The 26,546-nt window shown below is 71.5% G+C and carries 30 protein-coding genes; 5 read left to right on the forward strand and 25 right to left on the reverse strand.

Translation table 11 applies throughout. The features are described 5' to 3' along the window. Window positions 1–30: 30 nt before the first annotated feature. The 22 genes from metK to VGF64_04530 form a co-directional block, all read right to left on the reverse strand. A complete protein-coding gene (metK, locus tag VGF64_04425) occupies window positions 31–1,227 on the reverse strand; it encodes a methionine adenosyltransferase (protein ID HEY1633980.1) in 1,197 nt (398 codons plus the stop codon). Next, window positions 1,224–2,516 (reverse strand): bifunctional phosphopantothenoylcysteine decarboxylase/phosphopantothenate--cysteine ligase CoaBC, encoded by a 1,293-nt coding sequence (gene coaBC, locus VGF64_04430; GenBank protein ID HEY1633981.1) that lies wholly within the window; start codon window positions 2,514–2,516, stop codon window positions 1,224–1,226. The genes metK and coaBC overlap by 4 nt, the downstream gene beginning before the upstream one ends. Window positions 2,517–2,547: 31 nt before the next feature. Beyond that, window positions 2,548–2,817: a DNA-directed RNA polymerase subunit omega gene (gene rpoZ, locus VGF64_04435; GenBank protein ID HEY1633982.1), complete on the reverse strand. Its 270-nt coding sequence runs from the start codon at window positions 2,815–2,817 to the stop codon at window positions 2,548–2,550. Window positions 2,818–2,841: 24 nt separating this feature from the next. Next, complete coding sequence (locus tag VGF64_04440; protein HEY1633983.1) at window positions 2,842–3,369, reverse strand: guanylate kinase; 528 nt, start codon at window positions 3,367–3,369, stop codon at window positions 2,842–2,844. 5 nt (window positions 3,370–3,374) lie between these two features. Further along, the gene (mihF, locus tag VGF64_04445) at window positions 3,375–3,695 is read right to left on the reverse strand and encodes an integration host factor, actinobacterial type (protein HEY1633984.1); all 321 of its coding nucleotides are present in this window, start codon (window positions 3,693–3,695) and stop codon (window positions 3,375–3,377) included. 49 nt (window positions 3,696–3,744) lie between these two features. Further along, the gene (gene pyrF / locus VGF64_04450; GenBank protein HEY1633985.1) at window positions 3,745–4,431 is read right to left on the reverse strand and encodes an orotidine-5'-phosphate decarboxylase; all 687 of its coding nucleotides are present in this window, start codon (window positions 4,429–4,431) and stop codon (window positions 3,745–3,747) included. Further along, complete coding sequence (locus tag VGF64_04455) at window positions 4,424–5,356, reverse strand: dihydroorotate dehydrogenase (GenBank protein HEY1633986.1); 933 nt, start codon at window positions 5,354–5,356, stop codon at window positions 4,424–4,426. Before VGF64_04455 ends, pyrF begins: the two co-directional genes overlap by 8 nt. 10 nt (window positions 5,357–5,366) lie before the next feature. Beyond that, on the reverse strand, window positions 5,367–8,711 hold the full coding sequence (gene carB, locus VGF64_04460) for a carbamoyl-phosphate synthase large subunit (protein HEY1633987.1): 3,345 nt from the start codon (window positions 8,709–8,711) through the stop codon (window positions 5,367–5,369). Beyond that, window positions 8,711–9,784, reverse strand: a complete 1,074-nt coding sequence (gene carA, locus VGF64_04465) for a glutamine-hydrolyzing carbamoyl-phosphate synthase small subunit (protein HEY1633988.1) — start codon at window positions 9,782–9,784, stop codon at window positions 8,711–8,713. The genes carB and carA overlap by 1 nt, the downstream gene beginning before the upstream one ends. Next, a complete protein-coding gene (gene pyrC / locus VGF64_04470) occupies window positions 9,781–11,073 on the reverse strand; it encodes a dihydroorotase (protein HEY1633989.1) in 1,293 nt (430 codons plus the stop codon). Before pyrC ends, carA begins: the two co-directional genes overlap by 4 nt. After that, complete coding sequence (locus VGF64_04475; GenBank protein ID HEY1633990.1) at window positions 11,063–12,016, reverse strand: aspartate carbamoyltransferase catalytic subunit; 954 nt, start codon at window positions 12,014–12,016, stop codon at window positions 11,063–11,065. The genes pyrC and VGF64_04475 overlap by 11 nt, the downstream gene beginning before the upstream one ends. Further along, window positions 12,013–12,516 carry a bifunctional pyr operon transcriptional regulator/uracil phosphoribosyltransferase PyrR gene (gene pyrR / locus VGF64_04480; GenBank protein ID HEY1633991.1) on the reverse strand — a complete coding sequence of 168 codons (504 nt, stop codon included), beginning with the start codon at window positions 12,514–12,516 and terminating at the stop codon, window positions 12,013–12,015. The genes VGF64_04475 and pyrR overlap by 4 nt, the downstream gene beginning before the upstream one ends. A 130-nt stretch (window positions 12,517–12,646) precedes the next feature. Beyond that, the gene (gene nusB, locus VGF64_04485) at window positions 12,647–13,057 is read right to left on the reverse strand and encodes a transcription antitermination factor NusB (GenBank protein ID HEY1633992.1); all 411 of its coding nucleotides are present in this window, start codon (window positions 13,055–13,057) and stop codon (window positions 12,647–12,649) included. A gap of 7 nt (window positions 13,058–13,064) precedes the next feature. Further along, window positions 13,065–13,628: an elongation factor P gene (gene efp / locus VGF64_04490; protein ID HEY1633993.1), complete on the reverse strand. Its 564-nt coding sequence runs from the start codon at window positions 13,626–13,628 to the stop codon at window positions 13,065–13,067. After that, the gene (locus VGF64_04495; protein HEY1633994.1) at window positions 13,625–14,767 is read right to left on the reverse strand and encodes a Xaa-Pro peptidase family protein; all 1,143 of its coding nucleotides are present in this window, start codon (window positions 14,765–14,767) and stop codon (window positions 13,625–13,627) included. Before VGF64_04495 ends, efp begins: the two co-directional genes overlap by 4 nt. A gap of 25 nt (window positions 14,768–14,792) precedes the next feature. After that, a complete protein-coding gene (locus tag VGF64_04500) occupies window positions 14,793–15,257 on the reverse strand; it encodes a type II 3-dehydroquinate dehydratase (GenBank protein HEY1633995.1) in 465 nt (154 codons plus the stop codon). Then, a complete protein-coding gene (locus VGF64_04505; protein ID HEY1633996.1) occupies window positions 15,254–16,285 on the reverse strand; it encodes a 3-dehydroquinate synthase family protein in 1,032 nt (343 codons plus the stop codon). The genes VGF64_04500 and VGF64_04505 overlap by 4 nt, the downstream gene beginning before the upstream one ends. Then, window positions 16,282–16,803, reverse strand: coding sequence for a shikimate kinase (locus tag VGF64_04510; GenBank protein ID HEY1633997.1), 522 nt, complete (start codon window positions 16,801–16,803; stop codon window positions 16,282–16,284). The genes VGF64_04505 and VGF64_04510 overlap by 4 nt, the downstream gene beginning before the upstream one ends. Then, window positions 16,796–17,983, reverse strand: coding sequence for a chorismate synthase (gene aroC, locus VGF64_04515; protein HEY1633998.1), 1,188 nt, complete (start codon window positions 17,981–17,983; stop codon window positions 16,796–16,798). Before aroC ends, VGF64_04510 begins: the two co-directional genes overlap by 8 nt. A 109-nt stretch (window positions 17,984–18,092) precedes the next feature. Beyond that, complete coding sequence (locus VGF64_04520; GenBank protein HEY1633999.1) at window positions 18,093–18,707, reverse strand: A24 family peptidase; 615 nt, start codon at window positions 18,705–18,707, stop codon at window positions 18,093–18,095. Between the two features lie 9 nt (window positions 18,708–18,716). Next, a complete protein-coding gene (locus VGF64_04525) occupies window positions 18,717–19,913 on the reverse strand; it encodes a serine hydrolase (protein HEY1634000.1) in 1,197 nt (398 codons plus the stop codon). A 72-nt stretch (window positions 19,914–19,985) separates the two neighbouring features. Then, window positions 19,986–20,642 (reverse strand): NifU family protein, encoded by a 657-nt coding sequence (locus VGF64_04530; protein HEY1634001.1) that lies wholly within the window; start codon window positions 20,640–20,642, stop codon window positions 19,986–19,988. An 18-nt stretch (window positions 20,643–20,660) separates the two neighbouring features. Here VGF64_04530 and VGF64_04535 point away from each other — a divergent pair, with 18 nt between their 5' ends. The 3 genes from VGF64_04535 (at window position 20,661) to VGF64_04545 (ending at window position 24,186) form a co-directional block, all read left to right on the forward strand. Then, entirely contained in the window at window positions 20,661–21,899 is a 1,239-nt protein-coding gene (locus VGF64_04535) for an ATP-grasp domain-containing protein (GenBank protein ID HEY1634002.1), read from the forward strand. A 10-nt stretch (window positions 21,900–21,909) separates the two neighbouring features. After that, window positions 21,910–23,358 carry a CUAEP/CCAEP-tail radical SAM protein gene (locus tag VGF64_04540; protein HEY1634003.1) on the forward strand — a complete coding sequence of 483 codons (1,449 nt, stop codon included), beginning with the start codon at window positions 21,910–21,912 and terminating at the stop codon, window positions 23,356–23,358. A 63-nt stretch (window positions 23,359–23,421) separates the two neighbouring features. Next, a complete protein-coding gene (locus tag VGF64_04545) occupies window positions 23,422–24,186 on the forward strand; it encodes a hypothetical protein (protein ID HEY1634004.1) in 765 nt (254 codons plus the stop codon). Window positions 24,187–24,225: 39 nt separating this feature from the next. On the opposite strand, the gene VGF64_04550 is transcribed toward VGF64_04545, so the two are convergent. Continuing rightward, window positions 24,226–24,411 (reverse strand): hypothetical protein, encoded by a 186-nt coding sequence (locus VGF64_04550; GenBank protein ID HEY1634005.1) that lies wholly within the window; start codon window positions 24,409–24,411, stop codon window positions 24,226–24,228. Between the two features lie 106 nt (window positions 24,412–24,517). On the opposite strand from VGF64_04550, the gene VGF64_04555 reads away from it, so the two are divergent. After that, on the forward strand, window positions 24,518–24,757 hold the full coding sequence (locus VGF64_04555; GenBank protein ID HEY1634006.1) for a hypothetical protein: 240 nt from the start codon (window positions 24,518–24,520) through the stop codon (window positions 24,755–24,757). A gap of 100 nt (window positions 24,758–24,857) precedes the next feature. Here the strand turns inward: VGF64_04555 and VGF64_04560 are convergent, their stop codons facing one another. Next, entirely contained in the window at window positions 24,858–25,409 is a 552-nt protein-coding gene (locus VGF64_04560; protein HEY1634007.1) for an ATP-dependent Clp protease proteolytic subunit, read from the reverse strand. Beyond that, complete coding sequence (locus VGF64_04565; protein ID HEY1634008.1) at window positions 25,406–25,792, reverse strand: helix-turn-helix domain-containing protein; 387 nt, start codon at window positions 25,790–25,792, stop codon at window positions 25,406–25,408. Before VGF64_04565 ends, VGF64_04560 begins: the two co-directional genes overlap by 4 nt. Before the next feature lie 112 nt (window positions 25,793–25,904). Here VGF64_04565 and VGF64_04570 point away from each other — a divergent pair, with 112 nt between their 5' ends. Next, entirely contained in the window at window positions 25,905–26,534 is a 630-nt protein-coding gene (locus tag VGF64_04570; GenBank protein HEY1634009.1) for an ATP-dependent Clp protease proteolytic subunit, read from the forward strand. The last annotated feature ends 12 nt before the right edge of the window (window positions 26,535–26,546 follow it).

Raw genomic sequence — 26,546 nt, forward strand, 5'->3', positions numbered from 1 at the left:
GGCCGTCCGGGTCGGCGGTCGGGACGCCGCCTAGAGACCCAACGACCGCTTCACGTCCTCGAGGCGCGGGGTGGCCTCCCAGGTGAACTCCTTGTCCGGCCGCCCGAAGTGGCCATAGGCGGCGGTGCGCCGGTAGATGGGGCGCAACAGGTCGAGGTCGCGGATGATGGCCGCCGGCCGGAGGTCGAAGACCTCCCTGACCGCGCCCACGATGGCCGCCGGGTCCACCGTCTCGGTCCCGAAGGTCTCGACCATGACCGAGACGGGCTGGGCCACGCCGATGGCGTAGGCCACCTGGATCTCGCATCGACGGGCCGCACCGGCGGCCACGATGTGCTTGGCCACCCATCGGGCGGCGTAGGCGGCCGAGCGGTCGACCTTGCTTGGGTCCTTGCCCGAGAAGGCGCCGCCGCCGTGGCGAGCTGCGCCACCATAGGTGTCCACGATGATCTTGCGCCCCGTGAGGCCCGTGTCGGCGTGCGGGCCGCCGAGCTCGAACAGGCCCGTCGGGTTGGCGAGCACGTTCATGGAGTCGACGTCGAGGTCGGTCGGAAGCAACGGGTGGATCACGTGCTCCCGCAGATCGGGCAGGAGCAGCGTGTCCAGATCGATCCCCGGCTGGTGCTGGGTGGAGATGAGGATGGTGTCGAGCCGGATGGGACGGTTGTCCTCGTACTCCACGGTCACCTGGGTCTTGCCGTCAGGCCGGAGGTAGGGCAGCACGCCCGCCCGGCGGACCTCCGACAGGCGGTGGGCCAACCGGTGCGCCAACCAGATGGGCATGGGCATGAGGTCGGGTGTCTCGTCCGAGGCGAAGCCGAAGACCATGCCCTGGTCCCCCGCGCCCTGGGCGTTGAGCTGGTCCTCGCCGCCCTTGCCGGACCGCAGCTCCCACGCCGAGGTCACACCCTGGCCGATGTCCGTGGACTGCTCGTCGATGGACACGACGACCCCGCAGGTGTGACCGTCGAAGCCGAACGACTCGCGGTCGTAGCCCACGCTGCACACGGTGTCCCGCACCAGGCGGGCGATGTCGACGTACCCGATGGTGGTGATCTCGCCGGCGACCACCACGAGCCCGGTGGTGAGGAGCGTCTCGCAGGCGACGCGGCCATTGGGGTCCTCGGTCAAGATGGCGTCGAGCACGGCGTCGGAGACCTGGTCCGCCATCTTGTCGGGGTGACCCTCGGTCACAGACTCGGACGTGAAGGTGTAACGGGTGCTCATGACGATCTCCTTGCCCAACGGGCGACCACGGTGTCCAGCACGGCGCGGGCCACCGTCTGCTTGTCTGTCAAGCCGACCTCGTGCTCGGTTCCGTCGGCGGCGATGATGACGACGGCGTTGGTGTCGTGCTCGAACCCGACGCCTGGAGCAGACACATCGTTCGCCACGATGAGGTCGATGCCCTTGTCGGCAAGCTTCGCCGCGGCCCGGGCGACGACCTCCCGGGTGTCCGCCGCGAAGCCGACGAGGGTCTGTCCGGGCCGCCGGCGGCGACCGAGGGCGGCCAGGATGTCAGGGGTCGGCTCGAGCACGATCTCGGGTACCCCGTCCGCTTTGCTGAGCTTGTCGTTGGCGACCGACTTGGGTCGGAAGTCCGCCACCGCGGCCGCCATCACGAGGATCTCGGCGTCGTCGCTGCGCTCGAGCAGGGCAGTCTCCATCTCCACGGCCGTCTCGACGGGCACGACATCGACGCCCGGCGCCGCAGGCCGCTGGGTCGTCGTCACCAACGTGACCAGCGCGCCGCGGCGCGCCGCCTCGTCGGCCACGGCATGACCCTGCTTGCCCGACGAGCGGTTCCCGATGAAGCGGACCGGATCGATGGGCTCCCGTGTTCCCCCCGCGCTGACCAACACGTGCAGCCCGTCCAGGTCGCCACCGACCCCGGCCAGCGCCGCAGTGACCGCGGCGAGCACCGTCTCGGGCTCGGCCAGGCGCCCGGCCCCCACGTCGCCGCCAGCCAGATGGCCGACGCCAGGCTCGACCACCCGCACCCCCCGGCGGCGCAGGATCGCCAGGTTGTCCTGCACCGCGGGGTGCTCCCACATCTCGGTGTGCATAGCCGGCGCCAGCACCACCTCGGCCCGGGTGGCCAGGAGGGTGGCGCTCAGCAGGTCGTCGGCCAACCCGTGCGCGTAGCGACCGATGAGCCTCGCCGTCGCCGGAACCACGAGCACCAGATCGGCCGACTGGCCAAGTCTGGTGTGGGGAATCGGGTCGTCGTCCTCCCACAGCGACGAGCGCACGCGCTCCGACGCCAGGGCCGAGAACGTCACCTCGCCCACGAACCGCCTGGCGTCCTCTGACAGCACCGGAATGACGTGGCACCCTTCGTCCACCAGCCGCCGGCACACCTCCACTGCTTTGTAGGCGGCGATGCCCCCGGTGACGCCGAGGACGATGCGCCGGCCCGAGAGCGCAGACGTCTTTCCGGGCCGGCCTCCCGGGCCGGCCGTGTTTCCGGGCCGGCCTCCCGGGCCGGGCGTGCGCCCGCCTGCCTCCCCAGCCATCACTCCGTCGGCCTCCCCGCCGGCCCGACGGCTACTTGACCGACTCCTCGACGTCCTCGGGCCGCACGTAGACGATCTTGCTGGCCGCCACCTCTTCCATGGCGATCGACAACGGCTTGCGCGACACCGAGGTCACCTGGGGGGGCACGATGGCGCCCAGCCCGTCGCCCAGCTGGTTGAAGTACGAGTTGATCTGACGGCCCCGCTTGGCAGCCAGGGTGACCAGGGTGAACTTCGAGTCGACCTTGTCGAGCAGGTCCTCGACGGCTGGTTCCATCATCGTGCTGCGGCGTTCGGCCATCTGACTCCTTCGGGGCGCGCTTCCTCAGGAACCGCGATGAGCAGCCAGTATACCGAGCAGCTCCCCCACGGCCTGATCGGCGGAGTCGTTCACGACCACGTGATCGGCGATCCGACGGCCCTCGGACTCCTCCCGGGCCGCCAGCTCCAGCCGGCGGGCTACGTGCTCCTCGTCGTCACCCCGGACCCGGAGCCGCTCGGCCTGGGCATCCGGCGTGGGTGCCACCAGCAGGACGACCACGGCGGTCGGGTCGGCCTCCCGGATCTGACGGGCTCCCTGCACGTCGATCTCCAGCAGCACATCGTGGCCCGGCGGGGCATCCGCCGTGGGCGTGCCGTACAGGTGCCCGAGGTAGGACGCGGACTCGAGGAAGCCCCCCTCCCGGAGCCGGGACTCGAAGGTGGCGCGGTCGACGAAGCAGTACGCGTTGGCGCCCTCTCCTGGGCGACGCGGTCGGGTGGTCCACGACCGGCTCAGCCACAGCGCCGGGTCGGCGCTGGCCAGTCGCTCGGCGACGGTGCTCTTGCCGACCCCTCCCGGACCGGAGATCACGACGATCAGGAGCGGGCAGTCTCCCGAAGCAGGGCCTCTCGCTGGTTGACGCCGAGTCCCTGCACGCGGCGGGACTCGCTGATCCCGATGTCCTCCATCATCCGGCGGGCTTTCACCTTGCCGAGACCGGGAAGCGACTCGAGGACGGAGATGACCTTCATCTTCCCGACGGTGTCGTTCTGCCCGCCCTGCTCGAGCAGCTCCTCGAGGCTGAGCGAGCCCATCTTGAGCTTCTCTTTCAGCTCCGCCCGCGCTCGACGGGCAGCGGCCGCCTTCTCCAGAGCGGCCTGGCGCTGATCCGGTGACAGAGAGGGGGGGCGAGGCATGACGCGCACCATAGCGCCACCAGACCGTGCCCGTCGTCCGAGCGGGGGGTTATACGGCCAGCGAGGAGGCCAACGCCTCGGCCGCCGCCTCGGGGTCATCGGCGGCCGTCACGGCCCGGCCGACGACCAGCAAGTCGGCTCCGGCGCTCAGGGCCGCGTGTGGCGTGGCCGCTCGAGACTGATCGTCGTGCGCCGTCCCCGCCGGTCGGATACCGGGGACAACGGCGAGCAGCGGCGGGGCGAGGCGCTTCGCCGTGCCGATGTCCTCGGCCGCACACACCACGCCACCGCACCCGGCCTCCGCAGCGACGAGGACGCGCCCGGCGACAACACCCTCACCCGGCTCTCGAACACTGGTGAGCACGGTCACGCCCAGCGCCGACGGCGGGCTTGCTCCGATCGACGCCGCGCCCTCGGCCAGGCCCTCCACCCCGGCCCGCAGCATGGCAGTGCCGCCCTCGGCATGGAGGGTGAGGTAGCGAGCGCCGCGTCGACCGAGCGCCCGGGCGGCTCGTCCCACGGTGGTGGGGATGTCGTGCAACTTGAGGTCGAGGAGGACGGGGAAGCCGAGCCGGGCGAGCTCGTCGACGGCGCGGGGACCCGCGGCCCCGAACAGCTCCAGGCCGACCTTGGCCACGGAGAACCAGGGTTCGAGACGACGGGCCAGCCCGACGGCGACGTCGAGGTCGTCGACATCGAGCGCCAGGGCGAGATGCTCGCGTGCGGGCTCAGCCATGGGCCGCTCCGATCAGCTCGGCGAGACGGGTGACGTCGTGGTCCTGGCACCACCGGGCCACCTCGGCGAGGACCCGAGACGGAGCCCGGGGGTTGGCGAAGGTGGCCGTGCCGACCTGGACGGCGGCGGCTCCCGCGAGCACCAGCTCGACGGCGTCAGTTCCCCTTGTCACCCCGCCGACGCCGACGATGGAAGCGGTGGGAAACGCGGCGCGACAGTCGTGCACGGCGCGCACCGCGATCGGATGAATGGCCGGTCCGGAGAGCCCCCCGCCACCGGCGCCCAGGCGCGGGACGCGGGTCTCGGGATCGATGGCCAGACCCAGCACGGTGTTGACCAGGGTGAGCGACTCGGCCCCGGCGTCCAGCGCGGCGCCGGCGATCTCGCACAGGTCGGCCACGTTGGGGCTGAGCTTGGCCCAGCAGGGCCGGCCTCCGGCTGCGCTGGCCGAGACGGCCTCGGCGGTGGCGGTCGGTGAGTGGGCGAACATCTGCCGGCGGTCCTCGAGGTTGGGACAGCTCACGTTGACCTCGATGGCCACGACCTCGGGCGGGGCATCGGACAGCATCGTCGCCGCCTTGGCGAAGTCGTCGACCCGCTGCCCCCAGATGCTGGCGACCACCCTGGCGCCCGTCTCGAGCAGCGGCGGAAGGTCGCGCTCCAGCCATGACTCGACTCCCGGCCCCTGGAGGCCGACGCTGTTGAGCATCCCGGCGCTGGTGCCGTGCACCCGGGGGGCCGGGTTGCCGGGGTAGGGCTCGGCCGACAGTGACTTGACTACCACGGCCCCGAGCGACCCGAGCTCTATGTAGGAAGCCAGCTCGGCGCCGTGACCGGACGTCCCCGAGGCCGTCATGATCGGGTTGGGAAGCGCCAGTGACCCGACCTGTGTGCGGAGATCGACCGGCGGGTGGGCCCGTCTCACGATGTCCGTCTCACAGGGGCAGCCGCAGCTGGTCGCCCTGGTGCAGCTCCTGCAGCGACCGCACCGTCAACGGGTGGCCGGCCCAGTCGGCGATCCCGGCGGCCGCGGCGCGCGCCGCCGCCACCGTGGTCAGGCAGGGCACGCCGTGCACGCTGGCCGCGGTACGGATGTGAGCGCCGTCGGCGCGTGGTCCGCGACCGCGAGGGGTGTTCACCACCAGCTTGACCTTGCCGCTGGCGATGAGCTCGATGGCATCGACGCCCTCGTCATCGCCTCTGCGCCTCGCCTCCCCCACCTTGGCCACCACTGTCTCCACGGGCACGCCGTGCTCCTCGAGGTACGCTGCCGTCCCGCCGGTGGCAGCGAGCGAGAAGCCGAGCTCGACGAAGCGGACGGCGGCGCCGAGGCCGGTCGACTTGTCGCGATCGGCCAGTGAGAGGAACACGGCGCCGGCGTCCGGGAGGCGCGCTCCGGCCGCCATCTGGCTCTTGGCGAAGGCGAGGCCGAAGGTCCGGTCGACGCCCATCACCTCTCCGGTCGAGCGCATCTCTGGTCCCAGCAGCGTGTCGACGTCCGGGAACCGTCCGAAGGGCAGCACCGCTTCCTTCACGCTGACGCGATCGCCGCCGCCCGGCGATCCCAGCATTCCCTCTGCCCGCAGCTCGGCAAGCGTGGCCCCCAGGATCACCCGGGCGGCAACCTTGGCGAGGGGCACGCCGGTGGCCTTGGCCACGAACGGCACTGTCCGGCTGGCCCGCGGGTTCGCCTCGATAACGAACACCTGCCCCTGCTTGACCGCGTACTGGACGTTGATCGGCCCCCGAACATCGAGAGCGTCAGCGATGGCCCGGGTGTAACTCTCGATCACCTCCAAGGTGGACGCGGGCAAGGTTGGCGGCGGGATCACACACGCCGAGTCGCCGGAGTGCACGCCCGCCTCCTCGACGTGCTCCATCACGGCGCCGATCACGGTCTCGCCAACGCGGTCGCGCACGGCGTCGACGTCCACCTCGATGGCATCTTCGAGGAACCGATCCACGAGCACAGGCCGCTCGGCCGACAGGCCGCCCTCGCGCCCGAGGGAGCCGGCGGCGCCCGTACCCCCGAACGGGGCCAGGGCAGCCATCGCCTGCCGCAGGCCCGGCTCGTCGTAGACGATCTCCATGGCCCGGCCCCCGAGCACGTAGCTGGGGCGCAGCAGGGCCGGGTAGCCGATCCGCCCGAGCACGGCCAGGGCCTCGTCGACCGACGTCGCGGTCGCCCCCGCCGGCTGGGGGATCTCCAGGCGGGCGCACAGCGCGCTCCACCGCTCCCGGTCCTCGGCCAGGTCGATGGCGTCCGGGCTCGTGCCCAGCACCAGATGACGGGGGAGCCGACCAGCCAGCTTGAGAGGGGTCTGCCCGCCAAGGCCCACGATCACCCCGACGACGCGGCCGCCCGCCTCGGCGGCCGAGTGCTCGGCGTCGATGACGTTGCGCACCTCCTCCTCTCCCACAGGCTCGAAGTAGAGGCGATCGCTGGTGTCGTAGTCCGTCGAGACGGTCTCGGGGTTGGAGTTGACCATGACGGTCTCGTAGCCCGCCTGGCGCAGGGCGAAGCTCGCCTGCACGCAGCAGTAGTCGAACTCGATCCCCTGGCCGATGCGGTTGGGTCCCGACCCGAGCACGATCACCGTCGGTCGGCGACTGGGTCGGACCTCGTCCTCGTCCTCGTAGGTCGAGTAGTGGTACGGCGTCGCCGCCTCGAACTCGGCGCCACAGGTGTCGACGGTCTTGAAGGTGGGTCGCACGCCGGCGGCGAGGCGGGCTCGGCGGACGGCATCTTCCGTCGAGACGAGCAGGCGCGCCAGCTGCGCGTCCCCGAACCCCAGGCGCTTGGCCCGCCGCCAGTCGCTCCGGCTCATGTCCCGGACGTTGCCGCCAGCCAGGCGCTCCCGCTCGTCCACGATGCGCCCGATCTGGCCGAGGAACCAGTGGTCGACCCCGGTAGCCGAGGCCAGGCGATCGCCGCCGATCCCGCGGCGCAGGGCCGCCTCCAGTTGGAAGGGCCGATCCGGAGTCGCCACCGACGCCCGCCGCACGAGCTCGTCGTCAGACAGCGAGTCGAGGGCAGTCTCGCCTGGGTCGCAGTTCAGGCCCCAACGGCCGTGCTCGAGGGAACGGAGGGCCTTCTGCAGGGACTCGGGGAAGGTGCGGCCGATGGCCATGGCCTCGCCCACCGACTGCATGCTGGCCCCCAGGGCGTCGGGGATCCCGGGGAACTTCTCGAACGCCCAGCGCGGGACCTTTGTCACGACGTAGTCGATGGTGGGCTCGAAGCTGGCGGGTGTCTCGCGCGTGATGTCGTTGGCGATCTCGTCCAGCGTGTAGCCGACGGCCAACCGGGCCGCGATCTTTGCGATGGGAAACCCGGTCGCCTTGGAGGCCAACGCGCTCGAGCGGGACACGCGCGGGTTCATCTCGATCACCACCATGTCGCCGCGCTCGGGATCGACGGCGAACTGGATGTTGGAGCCGCCGGTCTCGACCCCGATGCGACGGATGCACGCGAAGGCTGCGTCGCGCATCCGCTGGTACTCGACGTCGGCCAGCGTCTGGATCGGCGCCACCGTGATCGAGTCCCCGGTGTGGACGCCCATGGGATCGAGGTTCTCGATCGAGCACACGACCACGCAGTTGTCGACTCTGTCGCGCATGACCTCGAGCTCGTACTCCTTCCAACCGGCGATGGAGCGCTCGATGAGGATCTCCGAGATGGGGCTGGTGGCGAGGGCGGTGCGGGCCAGGGCGCGGAAGCTGTCCGGGTCGTGGGCGATGCCCGTGCCGGCTCCCCCCAGGATGAACGAGGGGCGCACGATGAGCGGGAAGCCGATCTCCTGGGCCACACCGAGCGCTTCCTCGAAGTTGTAGGCGAATCCCGATGGCGGGACGGACAGGCCGATCTCGGTCATCGCCGCCTTGAAGCGCTCACGGTCCTCGGCGGTGTGGATGGCCTCGGCGCTGGCGCCGATCAGCTCGACACCGAAGCGCTCGAGCACCCCCCGTTCGACGAGGCCCACGGCCAGGTTGAGCGCCGTCTGGCCACCCAGGGTGCCGAGGACGGCGTCGGGGCGCTCGCGCTCGATGATCGCGGCCAGCACGTCGACGTCCAGCGGCTCCACGTACGTGCGGTCGGCGAACTCCGGATCGGTCATGATCGTGGCCGGGTTCGAATTGGCCAGCACGACCCGGTAGCCCTCTTCGACAAGGACGCGACAGGCCTGGGTGCCCGAGTAGTCGAACTCGCACGCCTGGCCGATGACGATGGGACCCGACCCGATGACGAGGATGGACGACAGATCGTCGCGACGGGGCATCAGCGCGCCCCCTCCATGAGGAGGCGGAACTCCTCGAACAGGTAACCGGCGTCGTGCGGCCCCGGACCTGCCTCTGGGTGGTACTGCACTCCGAAGGCGGCCACGTCCCGGCTGCGCAGTCCCTCGACGACCCCGTCGTTGAGGTTGACGTGGGTGACGTCGGCACCCGAGACGGAGCCGTCGGCCACCGCGTAGTTGTGGTTCTGGCTCGTGATCTCGACCGCCTCGGACTCGATGCGGCGCACGGGGTGGTTGCCGCCGTGATGCCCGAAGGCCATCTTGTACGTCTTCCCGCCCAGGGCGGTGGCAAGCAGCTGATGACCGAGGCAGATGCCGAACACCGGTACCTGCCCGAGGAGCGCGGCGATGGTGTCGACCGCGTAGCCGAGCGCCGCCGGATCCCCCGGCCCGTTCGAGACCAGGACGCCGTCGGGCCGGTCGGCCAGCACCTCCTCGGCCGGGGTCGTGGCCGGGACCACGTCCACGCGGGCCATGGTCCCGAGGCGGCGGAGCATGGCCCGCTTGACGCCGAAGTCGTAGGCCACGACGCGCAGCGGCCCGTCACCGACGCGATAGGGCCGGGGGGTGCTCACCGCAGTCGCCAGATCGACGCCCTCGGTGCCGGGCTCGGCCTTCGCCGCCGCCAACAGCGTCTGCTCGTCGGCCGGGCCGAAGGCGCACGGCAGCGCGCCGGCCTCTCGGATGTGGCGCGTGAGCCGCCGGGTGTCGACGCCGGCGATCCCGGGGACGCCGTGCCGCTGCAGGAAGTCGCCCAGGCTTTCGACGGAGCGCCAGCTGCTGGGCCGGGATGCCAGGTCGCGCACGACGATGCCTCGGCACCACGGCCGCCGGCTCTCGTCGTCGTCGGGAGTCACGCCGTAGTTGCCGATGTGGGGATAGGTGAAGGCGATCACCTGACCGGCGTACGAAGGGTCTGTGATGACCTCCTGGTAGCCGCTCATGACGGTGTTGAACACCACCTCGCCGGTCGCCACGCCGTCCGGCAGGGCAGCGCCGATGGCCTCGCCCTCGAACACGGCGCCGTCGGCCAGCACGAGAAGGGCGTCGCTCACCGCTGGGCCTCCCCATCCATGACCACGGGCTCGCCGTGGTACACGGTGTGGCGCACGCGCCCGGTAAGGCGGCGCCCGGCGAACGGCGTGTTGCGGCTCCGGCTGGCCATCGCGGCGGGGTCCACGACCCAGGTGGCGCGCGGGTCGATCACACACAGGTTGGCCGACGCCCCCGTCACCACGGGGCCGCCGTGCTCGGTCGAGAGTCCGGCGATCCGGGCCGGCCGCCAGGACAGCAGGGCGAGGATGGCCCCGATGGGCATGCAGTCCTCGAGCTCGGTCAGGGCCACCGCCAGGGCCGTCTCCAGGCCGATCATGCCCGGCGGGGCGGCGTCGAAGGGAGCCTCCTTGGCCTCCTGGGGGTGGGGGGCGTGGTCGGTGGCGATGGCGTCGAGGGCGCCACTGGCGAGCCCGGCGCGCACCGCGGCCACGTCCGAAGGGCCGCGCAGCGGCGGGTTCACCTTGAACAACGGGTCGTAGCCGGCCAGCTCGGCGTCGGTCAGGCAGAGGTGGTGAGGGGCCGCCTCGGCCGAGACGGGCAGGCCCTCCGCCTTGGCCGCCTCCACCATCGCCACCGAGGCGGCAGTGGACAGATGGAGGAAATGCATGCGGCCACCGGTGAGCCGGGCCAGGCTGATGTCGCGATGGACCATGAGCTCCTCGGCGGCGGCGGGGATGCCGGGCACGCCAAGGCGGCTGGACCATTCGCCCTCGTGCATCTGTCCGCCGGCAGCCAGCCTGGCCTCCTCGCAGTGCTGGGCCAGCACGACGTCGAGCGCCGAGGCGTACTCGAGGGCCCGCCGCATGAGCCGGGCGTCCTGCACGCCCGTACCGTCGTCGGTGAAGAGGCGCACGCCGAGGGCGGCCATCTCCGCCAACGGGGCGAGCCGCTCGCCGTCGCGGCCCACGGTGATGGCGCCGGCCACGGCGACGTCGGCCGCCGCCGTCGCCCCGAGATCGAGGACCTGACGAACCACGGCGACGGAGTCGATCGGCGGCTCGGTGTTGGGCATGGCGACCACGGCTGTGTAGCCGCCCAGGGCGGCGGCGCGGGCGCCGCTCTCGACCCGCTCGGCTTCCTCCCGGCCGGGCTCGCGCAGGTGGGTGTGGAGGTCCACCAGCCCCGGCGCCACGACGCAGCCGCCGGCGTCGAGCACCACGGCATCCGATGACGGCTCGAGCTGGGGTTCGACAGCCACGACGGCGCCGTCGGCCACGGCAACATCGACCCGCCGCTGGCCGGTCGCGTCGACCACCAGGCCCCCGCGGACCACGAGCTCACGCCCCAAGGTCCGCCCCCGAGCCCAGGAGCAGGAACAGCACCGCCATGCGGACGGCGACGCCATTGGCGACCTGGCGAGTGACAAGGGAGTTGGGCAGGGCGGCCAGCTCGGCGGCGATCTCGACGCCGCGGTTCATCGGTCCGGGGTGCATGACGAGGGCCCGCTCGGTGAGCAGGCGGCCCCGCGCCCTGGTCAGCCCGTAGCCGGCGGTGTACTCCCGCACCGACGGAAGGAGCGACTCGGTGGCCCGCTCGGTCTGGAGCCGCAGCAGGTACACCACGTCGGACTTGGGCAGCACGGTGTCCAGATCGTGGCTCGCCACGACCGGCCATCCGGAGAGCGACGGGGGCAGCAGCGTCGGGGGTGCCACGACCGTGACCTCGGCGCCGAGCGCCGAGAAGGCGATGATGTTCGAGCGCGCCACCCGGCTGTGCTTCACGTCACCGACGATGGCGACGCGGAGGCCCTCGAAGGCCCGGTCGGACCCGAGGCTCTGACGGATCGTGTAACAGTCCAGGAGGGCTTGCGTGGGGTGCTCGTGCCACCCGTCCCCGGCGTTGATCACCGCTGCCGATGCCCACGAGGCCACCTGCCAGGGCACGCCGGCGGAGGCGTGGCGGACCACGAGCGCATGCACGCCCATGGCGTCGATCGTCTCGACCGTGTCGCGGAGGGACTCGCCCTTGCTCAACGAGGACGACGACGCCGAGAAGTTCATGATGTCGGCCGAGAGCCGCCGGGCTGCGGTCTCGAACGACAGCCGGGTCCGGGTCGAGTCCTCGCAGAAGAGCGACACGACCGTCTTGCCCCGCAGCGCCGGCACCTTGGGGATGGCGCGCTGGCCGACCTCGACGAACGAGTCGGTGACCCGCATCACCTCCTCGATCCCGTCCCGGCCGAGATCGGCGACCGAGAGGAGATGGCGGGCGGTCGTCACCGGCCCAGTCACCGGCCCACCAGGTCCCCGATGACCACGCCCTCGTCGCTCACGTCGACGAGCTCGTCACGACGGGTGGGAAGGTTCTTGCCGACGTAGTCGGGGCGGATGGGCAGCTCGCGATGGCCCCGGTCGACCATCACTGCCAGCTGCACGGCCCGAGCCCGGCCGTAGTCGTTCAGCGCGTTCAGCGCGGCCCGGACGGTGCGCCCCGTGAAGAGGACGTCGTCGACCATCACGACGACCCGGCCCGACACCTCGAAGTCGATGCTCGTCACCGCCTCGGGCAGCACCGGGCGCAGCCCGATGTCGTCGCGGTAGAAGGCCACGTCGAGACTGCCCATCGGCACCGCGGTCCCCTGGATCTCCTCGAGGATGGCAGCCAGCCGGCGGGCCAGCGGCGCCCCACCGGTCTGGAGCCCGATGAGGGCAACGCGCTCGAGGCCCCGGTTGCGCTCGATGACCTCGTGGGCGATGCGCGTCAGCGCCCGATGCACGTCGGCCGCCGTCATCACCTGGGCCCGGGCAACAAAAACGCCCCTCCTGGGGGGCGTCAGATGCCGCTCTCGCTCGGCCAAGGGCCTTCCTCCACTGTCCGTGCGGGCCTCACGGGACCCACTTCACGGTCAGAACGGGAGCTTATCAGTCGGAGGTTGTCGACGGACGAGTCTCGGCGGCGATGCTCGCCAGCATGCCGTTGACGAACCGCCCCGACTCGTCGGTGGAGTACCGCTTGGCCAACTCGACCGCCTCGGAGATCACCGCTCCCAGTGGCACGTCGGGCCGCTCGAGCAGCTCGTAGGCTCCGAGGCGCAGGATGTTGCGATCGACGGCGGGCATCCGCTCGAGCGTCCAGTCGATGGCGTGCCGGCTGATGAGCTCGTCGATGCGGTCGCGGTTGCCGTCCACACCGGTCACCAGGTCCACGACGAACGGCTCGGGAGACACGGGGAGCTGGGCCAGGAGCGCGGGGGCGCGCAGGTCCTTGGCCTCGGCCTCGTAGAGGAGCGACAAGGCCCGCTCGCGCTCCGCGCGGCGGGTGCCGACACTCATTGCACGGCTACTGGGCTCGGGTGAGGTACTCGCCGGAGCGGGTGTCGACCTTGACACGGTCGCCGGGGTTGACGAACAGGGGCACCGAGATGACGATCCCCGTCTCGAGCGTCGCCGGCTTGCGCGCTCCCGAGACCCGGTCACCCTGCAGGCCCGGGTCGGTCTCGGACACCGTCAGCTCGACCGCCGCCGGCAGGTCGACCCCGACGATCTCGCCGTCGTAGAGCGAGAGGACCGCCGAGTCCCCCTCCTTGATGAAGCGGGCCGAGTCACCCAGGGCAGGCGCCTCCACATGGAGCTGATCGTAGGAGGCGGTGTCCATGAACACGTACTGCTCGCCGTCGCGGTACAGGTACTGCATCTCGCGCTTGTCGATGACCGCCTGCTCGACCTTCTCGTCGGCGCGGAAGCTCCGCTCCAGCACCGCCCCGGTGCGAACGTTCTTCAGCTTGGTCCGCACGAACGCGCCGCCTTTCCCCGGCTTCACGTGCTGGAACTCGACCACAGAGAACAGCCCCTCGGAGAGGTCGAGGGTCATGCCGTTCTTGAGGTCGTTGGTCGATACGGTCATGTGGCGATGAGATCCTTGGGCGCCTTGGTCAGTGCTCGGCACCCATCGGGGGTGACGACGACGGTGTCCTCGATGCGGACCCCGCCCGTCTCGGGCAGGTACACGCCGGGCTCGACGGTGACGACCGAGGACGCTTCGAGGGTATCAGTGGACGTCGACGCGACCCACGGAGCCTCGTGGATGTCGAGCCCGACGCCGTGGCCGGTCGAGTGCAGGAAGGCATCGGCCCAACCGGCCTCGGCGATCACGTCCCGACAGGCCTCGTCGACCTCGGCGCACGACGCGCCCGCCCGCACCGCCTGCACCCCCGCGGCCTGGCTGGCGGCCACGACCTCGACCATGCGGCCGGCGACGCCTGACCCGAGGTCCCCCACCCACAGCGTCCTCGTCATGTCCGAGCAGTAGCCGTCGACGATGGCGCCGAAGTCGATCACCACCAGCTCGCCCTCGTCGATCGGCCGGGGCGAGGGCCGGGCGTGCGGCTTGGCGCCGTTGGGCCCGGCGGCCACGATCGTGTCGAAGGAGCTGCCGGCAGCGCCGAGACGGCGCATGGCGAAGTCGAGCTCCAGCGCCAGGTCGGCCTCGGTCACCCGCTCCGGCAGCAGGCGCCTCACCTCCGCCAGGGCGGCGTCGGCGATGTCGGCCGCCGCCTCCATGCGGGCCAGCTCTCCGGGGTCCTTCACCCGGCGGAAGCCCTCCACCACGCCCTCGGTCGGCACCAGCTCGGCCTCGGTGAACACCTCGGCGCCGAACCGGCGCTGCCGGGACCAGGTGACGTCGGTCGCCTCGAGTCCCACCCGCCCCAGCCCCCGAGCGCCGGAGGCGAGGGCCTCCAGCTGGCCCGCCACCCCCCCGATCTCGATGCGGGCGTCCACTGCCGCGGCGGCCAGCTGCTCGTGGGACTGGGTCTGGTACCGGCCGTCGGTGACCAGGACGGCGTCTCCCGGCGTGACGAGGAGGATGCCGGCCGAGCCGGTGAAGCCGGTCAGGTACCCGAGGTTGGAAAGGTTCGTGACGACCAGCGCGTCGCAACCGGCGTCGACGAGCCGCTCCCGCAGCCGGGGAAGGCGGGCGGCCACGTCCATCGCAGGCATGGCGGCGGTATCGGTCGTCACGCGCTTCCACCTCTCGTCGAACACGACTCCGACTCTAGGCGCGGCCCCGTCATCCGGCACCGGCATGGGAACGGGCGGCCAGGATCCGGGCCACGGCGTCGACCGCGAGCTCGTAGCCGAGCCCGCCGAAACCGACGATGGAGCCGTCGGCGACAGGCGCCACGACCGAGACGTGGCGCCAGGACTCCCGGGCGTTGGGATTCGACAGGTGCAGCTCGACGACCACCCCGTCGAAGCTGGCCAGCGCGTCGTGCAACGACCAGGCGTAGTGGGTCAGGGCGCCGGCGTTGATGACGATCGCCTCAGCCCGGCCTCGCGCCTCGTGGACGGCGTCGACGAGCACACCCTCGTGGTTGGACTGGGTGTGCTCCAGGACCAGTCCGTGGCGCTTCGCCGCGGCCTCGGCTGTGCCGACGTGCTCGGCCAGTGTGGCCGATCCGTAGACCTCGGGTTGGCGCTGACCGAGCAGGTCGAGGTTGGGCCCCGACAGCAAGACGACAAGGGGCGTCGTCATCGCGCCCCGCCCCCCACCTTGTCCATGCCGGCCAGGGCCGCACGCACATCGGAGCGCTCCACGCCCCGGACGACCTCGAGGCCGCGTACGCCGTCGAGGACGAAGGTCAAGCCGCTGGTGGCCTTCTTGTCCCTCGCCATGAGGTCGATCAGCCGGCTCGCGTCAGCCCCGGCGGGGAGCTCGGCCGGGAGGCCGTACCCCTCCACCACCCGCCGGTGGTCGGCCACCCGCTCGTCGTCGATCCTCCCCAGCCGGCGCGCCAGCAGGGCGGCGAAGACCAGTCCTATGCCGACGGCCTCACCGTGGCGGAGATCCGCCCCGATGTCGAGGGCGAGCGCCTCGAGCGCATGGGCCAGGGTGTGGCCGTAGTTGAGCACGGCTCGGCCGCCCGCTTCCTTCTCGTCTGCTGCGACGACCTCGGCCTTGATCTCCACGCAGCGGGCCACGCGCTCGGCGAGGGGCAGGTCGGCGAGCCCCTCGGCGCCGAGGAACGAGTACTTGGCCATCTCACCGAGCCCGCTCTGGTATTCACGCGGGGGAAGCGACTCGAGCACCTCGGTGTCGCACAGGACGGCGGCGGGCTGCCAGAAGGCGCCGACCAGGTTCTTGCCCTCGGGGATGTTCACACCGGTCTTGCCGCCGATGGCGGCGTCCACCTGAGCCAGCAGGGTCGTGGCCACGTGCACCACGGGGACGCCGCGGTGGTAGGTCGCGGCGGCGAAGCCGGCCACGTCGGTGACCACCCCGCCGCCGACGGCCACGACGACATCGGCGCGCGTGAGCCCCCAACGGGCGAAGCCCCGACACAGCTCCTCGACGGTGGCGAGGCTCTTGGCCCGCTCCCCCTCTCCGATCAGGAACGACCGCCACTCCACACCAGGATCGACGGCCACGTCGACGTCCGCCTGGGTGACCACCGCAGCCCGGGCGACACCGGCAGGGAGGACCTCGAGCAGTCGGTGACGCGCGCCGTGACCGACCAGCACCTCGTAGGACCGGTCCCCGAGGGCGACCGGGATGCGGATCACGGACGCGTGTCCAGCGACAGGGCGGCCAGCACCCGCTCGGCCACGGTCCGGGCGTCGACGCCATCGACGTCCACGACGACGTCGGCCAGCTCCTGGTAGACGGGGCGCCGCTCGGCGTACAAGCGGCGGATCGCGTCGGCGGGGTCGTCGCCGAGCAACGGTCGCCCGGCACCGTCGCCGACCCGCTTGGCCAGCGTCTCCACCCGGGCCCGCAGCCAGACGACCACACCACCGCGGCGCAGCACCTGGCGGTTGTCGGGATCGAGGACGGCGCCGCCCGCCACCGACACCACCGTCGGCGTGTCCGCGGCAGCGGCGGCGGCCAGGGCGTGCGCCTCGGCCGCTCGAAAGGCAGGCTCGCCCCGCCGGGCGAAGATCTCGGGAACGGTCTGCCCGGTGTCCCTGCCGACCTGCTCGTCGCTGTCGAGATGACGCCATCCCAACCGCTCTGCGAGGAGCCGACCGATCGTCGTCTTCCCGGATCCCATCATCCCCACGACGAAGACGTGCTCAGCCATCCCCGGCACCGACCTCCGACACTGACTCCCCCAGGCTGGCCACGTAGGCGTCCCGGTTGCGCCGCACCTCGTCCAGCGAGTCGCCGCCGAACTTCCGCAGGGCCTCCGCCGCCAAGGTCAGCGCCACCATGGTCTCGGCCACCACGCCCATGGCGGGCACCGCGGTGACGTCGGTGCGCTCCTTGAACGACAGCGTCTCTTCCTTCGAGACGACGTCGACGGTCTTGAGCACGGGCCGGTTGAGCGTGGCCAGCGGCTTCATGGCCACCCTGGCCACGAGGAGACCGCCGGTGGACATGCCGCCTTCCACTCCGCCGGCCCGGGTGGTCTCGCGTCTATAGGCGCCCGCATCGGCATCCCAGGAGATGGCGTCGTGCGCCTCCGAGCCGCGGCGGCCCGCCAGGTCGGCGCCGTCCCCGAGGCCGACGGACTTGACCGCCTGGATGCTCATGAGCGCCTGAGCCAGGAGACCGTCGAGCTTGCGGTCCCAGTGGACATGGCTCCCGAGCCCGACGGGGACGCCGTACGCGAGGATCTCGGCCTCACCCCCCAGCGAGTCGCCGACTTTGGCCGCCGCCTTGACCTCGGCCACCATGGCCTGCTCGACCTCGGGATCGAAGCACCGCAGCGGTGAGGCGTCGATGCGTGGAAGATCACCGGGCTCGGGGCGGGCGCCGGCTCCCGCCTCCACCGACCCGACGGCCACCACGTGGCTGAGGACCTCGACGCCGAGCTGGGCCAGCAACGCCTTGGCGCAGGTGCCGGCGGCGACACGGGCGGCCGTCTCGCGCGCCGACGCTCGTTCGAGGACATCGCGGGCGTCGTCGAAGCCGTACTTCTGCATGCCGGCCAGGTCGGCATGGCCGGGCCTGGGTTGGGTCAGCACCCTCGACGGCGCGCCCGGTGCAGGCGACATCTCCTCCGACCACTTCGGCCACTCCGTGTTGGCGATCACGATGGCCACGGGCGACCCCAGCGTCCGACCGTGGCGGATGCCCCCGAGCAGGGTCACCTCGTCCGCCTCGAACCGCATCCGGGGGCCCCGGCCGTACCCGAGCCGTCGCCGGGCCAGCTCGCCCTGCACCTCTTCCACGGTGATGGGCAAGCCGGCCGGAAGCCCCTCGACGACGACGACGAGCGCCTGTCCATGGGACTCACCAGCGGTGAGGAAGCGCAGCACGAAGTCCAATGTACCGGCGGGTCCCCACGATCGGCCGTGCTGCTGTGCGGCTTTGGCGCCCCGGGCTGGGCCGTGCTGGGCCGTGCTGGGCCGTGCTGGGCCGTGGCGGTCAGCCCGACCAGGCGCGGACGAGCGGACCGCCCCAGAGCACGGCGAGCACGGCGCCGGCACCGAGAAACGGCGCGAACGGCAGCCGCGCCCTGAAGCCGCCGCCCGTTGCCACCATCAGGACCAACCCGGCGACCGTCGCCAGCACGAAGCCGAGCACCAATCCCACGGCGACGTGGGAGAGGCCGAGCCAGCCCAGGTAGATGCCGATGAAACCGGCCAGCCGGACGTCGCCGAACCCCAGGCCCCGGGGCTGGACCAGATGCACAACGAGCAGGGCGATGAAGGCCAGGGCGCCGCCGGCGACGGCGTCGAGCGCCGCCCGACCGGCGCCGTCGACGATCGCCGCCCCGCCGAGCAGCACCACCGTCAGGACCAGGCCGGGCCGCAGGACGCGGTTCGGGATCATCCGGTGCTCCACGTCGACTGCGGCCACGGTCACCAGGACCGCGAAGAAAAGGCAGTAGGCGGGCAGGACTGGAGTGAGACCGAACCGCACGGCTGCCGCCGCGAACAGGGCCGCCGTCGACAGCTCGGTGTACGGACGGCCGCGGCGCACGAGCGACCCGGCGCCCAGCCCGCTCGCGGCACAAGCGCCCACCAGCAACGCGGCCACCGACGCAGGTTAGTAGCGGCGCCTCGTCAGCGACCCGAAGCGGGACCGGCGCCGGCGGACGGCCCGACGGCGGAGCACCACGGCGACGGTGCCCAGCACGAGAAGGGTCGCGGCCACCCCGACAGCAGTGCCGCGAAGCCACCCGCCGAGCAGCCCGACATCCTGGCCCGGAGCCGCGGCGAGCCCGCTCGTCCGGCGGGCGACCGGCTGAGGCGTCGTGACGTTGACGGGCGCGGGGACCGACGTCGACGCGGCGGGCAGGTGGTCGACCTTCGACTCGCTGGCGACCGGTGTGGCAAAGCCCTGGTCGAGGAGGGCGCTCGCCGAACGGTAGATGTCCGGCGACTGGAGGACGACTGCCACCATCGTTCGCCCGTTGCGGGTCGCAGCGGCCATGAATGTGTTCCCCGCCGCCTTCGTGTAGCCGGTCTTGACGCCGATCGCACCCGGGTACCGGGCCAGGCCCTCATCGACATTGCGGATCACGTGGACCACCCCGTCGGGCGCGGTGAACCGATACTCGGGCAGGTCCACGATCTGGCTGATGGCGGGGATCGCCAGGGCGGTCCGGGCGATGATGGCCAGGTCGTAGGCGGAGACGAGGTTCCCCCCGCCGACGGAGAACTGGTCGTCGAGCCCGGCGGGGTCGCGCATGACGGGGTGGTCGACGAGGTGCAGGGCGGCTGCGGTGCGGTCCATCTCGACCGCGAACGCCTCCCGTGACCCGCTGACCCGCTCGGCCAGCGCCGTGGCCGCGTCGTTGGCCGACAGCATGAGCATGGCGTGGAGGGTGTCGGTGAACGTCCAGACCTGACCCACCTTCATGCCCAGGTTCACCGACTCGGTTCCTGCCGCCACGGGGCTCACCGGCACCACGGCGTTCGGGGGCAGCTGCCGGGCCGCGATGATGGCGGTCAGCACCTTGCTGATGCTGGCGGGCCGCATGGGCGTGTGGTCGTCGGCGGCGTTCACCACGTTGCCCGTGTCGGCGTCGACCACGACCCAGGCTCTCGGCCCGAGCGGAGGGGCCAGGCCGGGAGTGCCCGGCGGGGGCAGCGCAGCCGGCGGAGGGGCGGGAGCCGCCGGGGTCGGGGCCGGAGCAGCCGCAGACGCGAACTGCGCCCCCGGCAGCGCAGCCGAGACGATGGCGAGCAGGAGCCCTAGCAGGGTGACGACGGGGTGGCGTCTGACCGCCGACAGATCCACCGGCAAAGAGTAGGACCCCGGCACGTACCGCGTACTGCGCGGCGACCGGCGTGCTTCGTTTTGACCCTCTTGTTACTTCTTGGCCGGCTCGAAGTACGGGTTGTCGCCGCTGGCGTGGTCCGTGACGTCGACCACCGATGCCACCTCGGGAATGGCGTCAATGATCGCCACCTCGATGCCCTGGCTGAGCGTCACCTTGGCGAGACCGCATCCCTGGCAGCCGCCGCTCAGGCGGAGGTAGGCAGTGGCATCCTCGACGGCCACCAGATCGGCCCGGCCCCCGTGGGCGGCGATGCTGGGATTGATCTGGCTGTCGAGGACGGCGACCACCCGCTGCGCCACGTCGCCGCTCAGGTCGGCCGGCGGCCGGTCACCCATGGCCGGGCTACCCGTCGGAGGCGGGGAGTTGGGGTTGATGATCACCATCCCCGCGTCCTCGCCGGCGCCACTCACGTCGAGGGTGGCCCCGCGGACCTTCTCCACGCTGGCCTCGGGAATCACGACCGTGAGATCGTCGTCGTGTTGCACCAGATCGTCCGGACCGGCGTCCGCCGCCGCCTCGAAGTACATGTCGTAGGTGTAGTTGGAGCCCGTGACCCCGTTGACCTCCAGCCAGAGAGCGAGGCGATCGCCGTCGGTCTCCGACGACCGGACGTCGAGCACCATCCCACGAGCCCGATCGCTCACCTTCAGCACGGGCTGGAACTCAGGAGTCTGCTGCGAGCTCATATCCTCCATGATAGGTCCGTGGCTCGTCTTCTCCTGATCCTTCCCACAGCCACCTACCGGGCGACCGACTTTCTCGACGCTGCCGCCGAGGTCGGCGCCGAGGTGGTCGTGGCCTCGGAACGCCGCCAGGTGCTGGCCGAGACGATGAAGGACCGGTTCCTCCAGATCGACCTGCGGCGCCCGGAAGCGGCCGCGGCATCCATCGTCGCCGCCTCCCGCACACGCCGGATCGACGGCATCGTGGCCGTCGACGACCAGGGGGTCCTGGCCGCGGCGCTGGCTGCCGGCCAGCTGGACCTCCCTCACAACCCTCCGACGGCGGTCATGGCTACGAGGAACAAGCTGGCCATGCGGGACACCCTGGCTGAGGCCGGCGTGCCGCAGCCTCGGTACACCAGCGTCGGCCCCAACGACGACGTCGGCGACGCGGCCGCAACGGTGGGCTTTCCGTGCGTGATCAAGCCGACGTCCCTGTCTGCAAGCCGCGGCGTCATCAGGGCGGACGACCCGCCGGGAGCCAAGCTCGCCGGTGACCGGGTGAGGGCCATCGCGGCCGCCGCCGGCGAGGACCCCGCCGGTCCGCTCCTGGTGGAGGCCTACGTGGCCGGTGCCGAGGTGGCTGTCGAGGGCCTGCTCAGGGACGGAGTGCTGGAGACGCTGGCCGTGTTCGACAAGCCGGATCCGCTCGAGGGGCCCTACTTCGAGGAGACGATCTACGTCACGCCGTCCCGGCTGCCGGCGGCGGCCACGGCGGCCGTGGAGCGGACGGCGGCCGCCGCCTGCGCCGCCATGGGCCTGGTCGAGGGTCCGGTCCACGTCGAGCTGCGGACCGATGGAACGGCGACCTGGCTGATCGAGGTGGCGGCCCGCTCGATCGGGGGCCTGTGCTCACGCTCGCTGTCCTTCGGGGTCGGCCTCAGCCTCGAGCGGCTGATCGTGGCCCACGCCCTGCGCGAGCCCCTCGAGGGCCTCGCCCGGGAGCGTCGGGCGGCGGGGGTGATGATGCTCCCGATCCCCGCCCGAGGCCGCCTCGAGACGGTGACCGGTCAGAACGAGGCCCGCCAGGTACAGGGCATCACCGAGCTGGACATCTCGATCGCGCCGGGCCGACTGGTTCGTCCGCTTCCCGAAGGCGACCGGTACCTCGGCTTCCTGTTCGCCAAGGGCGATACGCCCGAAGAGGTCGAGGCCAGCCTGCGCCGGGCCCACGCCCACCTCGACGTACGGGTCGTCGAAGACGACCAGGACGACGATTAGCGTGGCCAGAGTGAGAGTGCTGGTCATGTCGACCTACGAGCTTGGTCATCAGCCTCTCCACGTCGCCTCCCCCGCGGCAGCGCTGGCGGGGGCCGGCCACGAGGTGCGCTGTCTGGATCTGTCGGTGCAGCGGTGGGACGAGCTGGGGCCCGAGGCGGTGGACTGGGCCGACGCGGTGGCCTTCTCGGTGCCCATGCACACCGCCATGCGGCTGGCTCTGGCCGCCGCCACCGCGATGCGACAGCGCCGTCCCGAGCTGCCTCTGTGCTTCTACGGCCTCTACGCCCCCATGGCCGGCGACCCCGATGTCGCCGCCCTCGTTGACCGGGCGATCGCCGGCGAGTACGAGCCGGCCCTCCTCGCCTGGGTCGCTCAGGTTGGTGATGAAGGCCGCCCCGGCGCCAGCCCGGTCACCGTGGAGCTGGGGAGGGGCCGGTTCTCGGCGCCCGCCCGTCATCTACTCCCCCCGCTCGATCGCTACGCCCGCCTGGCCGTCGACGGTGAGGAGCGCCAGGTCGGGTACGTGGAGGCCAGCCACGGCTGCGCGCACCGTTGTCGCCACTGCCCCGTGCCGGTCGTCTATGACGGCCGCACCCGCCTCGTCGGGGAGGACGTGATCGTCGCCGACGTCGCCGACCTGGTGGACATGGGCGCGCGGCACATCACATTCGGCGACCCCGACTTCCTGAACGGCCCGCATCACTCGCTCAGGGTGGTGCGGGCGATCCACGACCGCTTCCCGCAGCTCACTTTCGACTGCACGACCAAGGTGGAGCACATCCTTGCGCACCACCAGATCTGGGAGGAGATGGCGGCCGCCGGGTGCCTGTTCGTGGTGTCGGCGTTCGAGTCTGTGAACGACGAGATCCTGGCCCGCCTGGACAAAGGCCACACGGCCGCCGACTCCTCCGCCGCCATCCAGATCGTGCGGGCTCACGGGATCGAGCCCCGTCCGTCGTGGCTGCCCTTCACGCCTTGGACATCGGTGCAGGACGTGGCGGACATCGTGGACTTCGTCGCCCGCCACGACCTCGTGCCCAACGTCGACCCGGTCCAGTACAGCATCCGGCTCCTCGTACCCCAGGGCTCCCTGATCCTGCGTGACGCCGAGTTGCCACTCGGCCCCTACGACCCCGATCTCCTGAGTTACACGTGGCGATCTCCCGACGCCGGGGTGGACGCGCTCCAGGCCGAGCTGGCGTCCATCGCCGAGCGGGCGGCTGCCGACGGCGAGGCAGCGGGGACCACGTATCTGCGCATCCGGCGCGCTGTCAACGAGGCCGTGAACGGTCGAAGTCACGGCGAGCGCACGGGCGACACCGACAACGGCGCCGACGACATGACGGCGCTCGTTGGCGCCCGATCGGGAGCGGAACGACCCCGCCTGACCGAGCCGTGGTTCTGCTGTGCAGAGCCGACCGCCGGCCAGCTCGGCTCACTCGGCCAGCTGTCCGACTGACCGTCGCGGAAAACCGCGGTAGATACCGCCCCGGCGGCCACGGGCACGACTACCGTTGCCGTGATGGCGCGGTCGCGACGCAACGGCAAGCAGCCCGATGACGTGCACGAGTGGGTGAGCTTCGAGGATCCCGACGAGGACCGGACGTGGGTGTTCGACGTCACGTTCCTCCTGAGCTCGTGGAGCTGCATCTTCGGTCGCGGCTGCCAGGGCGTCCTCACAGCGGCCGCTCCCGAGCTGGGCCAAGGCTGCTGCTCCTACGGCGCCCACTTCACCGACGACGAGGACGCAGCCCGCGTGGAGCGGGTGGCGGCCACGCTTGGACCAGACCAGTGGCAGCTCGCCCATCGAGCGCGGTCTGGTCCGCTCAAGCGCACCAGGTCGGGCGACCTGGCGACGAGGATCGTCGACGGGGCCTGCATCTTCTTGAACCGGCCCGAGTTCGCAGGGGGCGCCGGCTGTGCCCTCCACCTCGCCGCCCTGGAGCAGCACCGGTCCCCGATGGACCTGAAACCCAACGTGTGCTGGCAGCTGCCATTGCGACTCGAGGACGACGCCAGCGACGACGGGCACGTGACGACGACCGTCGGGCAGTGGGAGCGCCGGCACTGGGGCGCCGGCGGGGCCGAGTTCCACTGGTGGTGCACCGAGGCTCCGGATGCCTTCGTCGGCGCCGAGCCAGTGTTCCGCACGCTGCGCGACGAGCTCATCGCCCTCGTCGGGCGGGATCCCTACGATCGCGTGAGCCGCTACCTCACTGACCGCTACTTCAACGGCAGCGCCTACCCGGCTGTACCGGTGCCCCACCCCGCCGTTCGCCGCCGCTGAGCATCGGATGTGCCGGCCGCGGGGCGCGGACCGACGGAGTCAGCCTTCCTCGTCGAGCTCCTCGGCCTCGGCCAGACACCACGACGCGTGGCCCTGCCGAGGGTCGGCTCCGCACTCCGGGCACTGCTCTGCAGCGCCATCCGCGTCACGCACCGTGAGTTGACCCTGCTGTCCGAGCTTCAACGTGCGTGCCTCTTCGAAGCGCCGGTGACGTCCCTTCTTCACGAGCCGCTCCCAAGTGTCGACAGGTGCTGTGGCGACAGTGTACCCCGCCACCCTTGCGATCAAGCTCCCCCGGAGCCGCCCAGGAAACTCGCTAGGGTCTGGCGCGATGCCCGAGGAGCTTGACGTTGGAGCCATGATAGAGCGTTTTCGGCAGCGGGCCGCGGCAGTGCGCAGCCGGGGCCTTCCGCCCGTCGAGGGCGCCGAGCGCCGACGCTTCGCCGAGCAGGCCCAACGCGACTTCATGGACTTCGCCATGATCGGCGACGCCGACGGGACGCTCGACGACGGGATCCTTACGCTGCGCATCGATCTGCGCCCCCCGGACGGCGAGGGAGCCCGGGGCTAGAGGCGCACGGTCGGTCGGGTGGCGGGCGGGCGCCGTCGTGGCGGCCGTCCCGGGTCCCCCGTGCGGGGGAGCTCGATCGGGGCGACTTCCGCTCCCGAGGCTACGGTCGGACGATCTCGTCGACGATGCCGTAGCTGCACGCGTCCTCCGCAGACAGGTGTCGAGCGAGGCGCACGTCCGCCTCGACGTGCTCGAAGGGCTGGCCGGTCGCCTCGGCCAGGCGGTGCAGATAGCTCCTCACCCGGGTCTCGAGATCGGTCGCCCGCCGGTGGAGGTCGGTCGCCGCCCCCGAGAGCTCGGCGGTCGGCTCTCGCAGGTGGATGCGCCCGAGGGCGCCGATGCGCCGGTGGGCGCAGACGGCGAGCACGCCCGCGATGGTGCCGCCGACGGTGCTGGCGACCGTGGCGTTGACCTCGACGCCGAGGACATCGATGGTGTCGATGAGGATGAAGGCGACGTCCAGCGAGTCGGACTCGGCGTTCAGGCGCAGCTCGACCGGGTCGTCGCCGAGGGCGTCCAAGGTCATGACGGTGGCCGCTGCGTCGCTGGCCCGTGCCGCGTCGATTGTGCCGCTGAGGAGGATGATCCTCCGGTCGAGCAGCGCCCGCTCGGCCGACAGGTGAGACCCCTCGGAGGGAGACGGCCCCGTCACGGCTCGCCTGCTCGGCCCGATGCGGGACCGTCGCCCCGACCGGCGCCGTGCTCGTCGGGCGCGCCGAGACGCCAGTCGATGACCTGGTCGACGGCGGCGGCGTAGCGCTCGAGGCTCGAGAGGCGGACGTCACCCTGGCCCGACTCGAGGCGGGCCACGGCCGATTGTGATGTGCCCATGCGGGCCGCAACCTCGGTCTGGGACATCCCCACCTCCTGCCGCCTCGCCACCAGCGACTCGGCCAGCGCCCGCCGACGACGGGCCATCTCGCCGAAGCCGGGCAGGTAGCGATCGTGGCGCCGCTCAGCCAAGGGTGCCCTCGCCAACGGTGCGCTCGCCAACGGTCGATCCGTACGCCGCCGGACGACGTCCTTCCATGTCAAAGATGATAACTCTCCTTTGATATCGCATGTATGGTATCAACCGTCGGTGAAACCGCCGGCAGGCCCGAGAGCGACGCCGGCCCGGGAGGTCGGCCCAGGACGTGAGGTGATCATGGCGTCGTACCACTCCCTGATACCGACTGTCGTCGACAGCGGACCACGCGGCGAGCGAGCGTTCGACATCTACTCGCTTCTGCTCCGGGAACGGATCGTCTTCCTCGGTCAGGAGGTGGACGACCAGATCGCCAACCTCCTGATCGCCGAGATCCTCTACCTCGACGCCGAGAACCCCGACAAGGACATCTATCTGTACATCAACTCGCCCGGCGGTCTCGCCTACGCCGGGATGGCGATCTACGACGTGATGCAGCACGTCCACTGCGACGTGGCAACCATCTGCGTCGGCATGGGCATGTCGGCGGCGGCGATGATCCTCGCCGGCGGTGCCGTCGGCAAGCGCTCTGCCCTGCCGAACTCCAAGGTCATGATCCACCAGGGGTCGGCCGGGGCCCGAGGAGCGCCGCGCGACATGGAGATCCAGCTCCAGGAGGCGCTGGCCACCACCAAGCGCATGGCCGAGATCCTCGCCCACCACACCCACCAGCCGATCGAGCGGGTCGAACGCGACATCGACCGGGACTTCTACATGACGGCGGAGGAAGCTCGGGCCTACGGCATCATCGACGACATCATCGCCCCCCGCCGGGGCGTGAGCGCGTTGACGGCGGCAGCTGCGTCGTGACGGGGCGACCCG

The sequence above is a fragment of the Acidimicrobiales bacterium genome, assembly GCA_036491125.1.
In the GTDB taxonomy this organism is placed as follows: domain Bacteria; phylum Actinomycetota; class Acidimicrobiia; order Acidimicrobiales; family AC-9; genus AC-9.

Bases quoted from the DNA above. Each gene is read 5' to 3' on its own strand.
- metK (HEY1633980.1), bottom strand. From the start codon at position 1,227: ATGAGCACCCGTTACACCTTCACGTCCGAGTCTGTGACCGAGGGTCAC.
- coaBC (HEY1633981.1), bottom strand. From the start codon at position 2,516: ATGGCTGGGGAGGCAGGCGGGCGCACGCCCGGCCCGGGAGGCCGGCCC.
- rpoZ (HEY1633982.1), bottom strand. From the start codon at position 2,817: ATGGCCGAACGCCGCAGCACGATGATGGAACCAGCCGTCGAGGACCTG.
- mihF (HEY1633984.1), bottom strand. From the start codon at position 3,695: ATGCCTCGCCCCCCCTCTCTGTCACCGGATCAGCGCCAGGCCGCTCTG.
- pyrF (HEY1633985.1), bottom strand. From the start codon at position 4,431: ATGGCTGAGCCCGCACGCGAGCATCTCGCCCTGGCGCTCGATGTCGAC.
- carB (HEY1633987.1), bottom strand. From the start codon at position 8,711: ATGCCCCGTCGCGACGATCTGTCGTCCATCCTCGTCATCGGGTCGGGT.
- pyrR (HEY1633991.1), bottom strand. From the start codon at position 12,516: ATGACGGCGGCCGACGTGCATCGGGCGCTGACGCGCATCGCCCACGAG.
- nusB (HEY1633992.1), bottom strand. From the start codon at position 13,057: ATGAGTGTCGGCACCCGCCGCGCGGAGCGCGAGCGGGCCTTGTCGCTC.
- efp (HEY1633993.1), bottom strand. From the start codon at position 13,628: ATGACCGTATCGACCAACGACCTCAAGAACGGCATGACCCTCGACCTC.
- VGF64_04500 (HEY1633995.1), bottom strand. From the start codon at position 15,257: ATGACGACGCCCCTTGTCGTCTTGCTGTCGGGGCCCAACCTCGACCTG.
- VGF64_04510 (HEY1633997.1), bottom strand. From the start codon at position 16,803: ATGGCTGAGCACGTCTTCGTCGTGGGGATGATGGGATCCGGGAAGACG.
- VGF64_04530 (HEY1634001.1), bottom strand. From the start codon at position 20,642: ATGAGCTCGCAGCAGACTCCTGAGTTCCAGCCCGTGCTGAAGGTGAGC.
- VGF64_04545 (HEY1634004.1), top strand. From the start codon at position 23,422: ATGGCGCGGTCGCGACGCAACGGCAAGCAGCCCGATGACGTGCACGAG.
- VGF64_04555 (HEY1634006.1), top strand. From the start codon at position 24,518: ATGCCCGAGGAGCTTGACGTTGGAGCCATGATAGAGCGTTTTCGGCAG.
- VGF64_04570 (HEY1634009.1), top strand. From the start codon at position 25,905: ATGGCGTCGTACCACTCCCTGATACCGACTGTCGTCGACAGCGGACCA.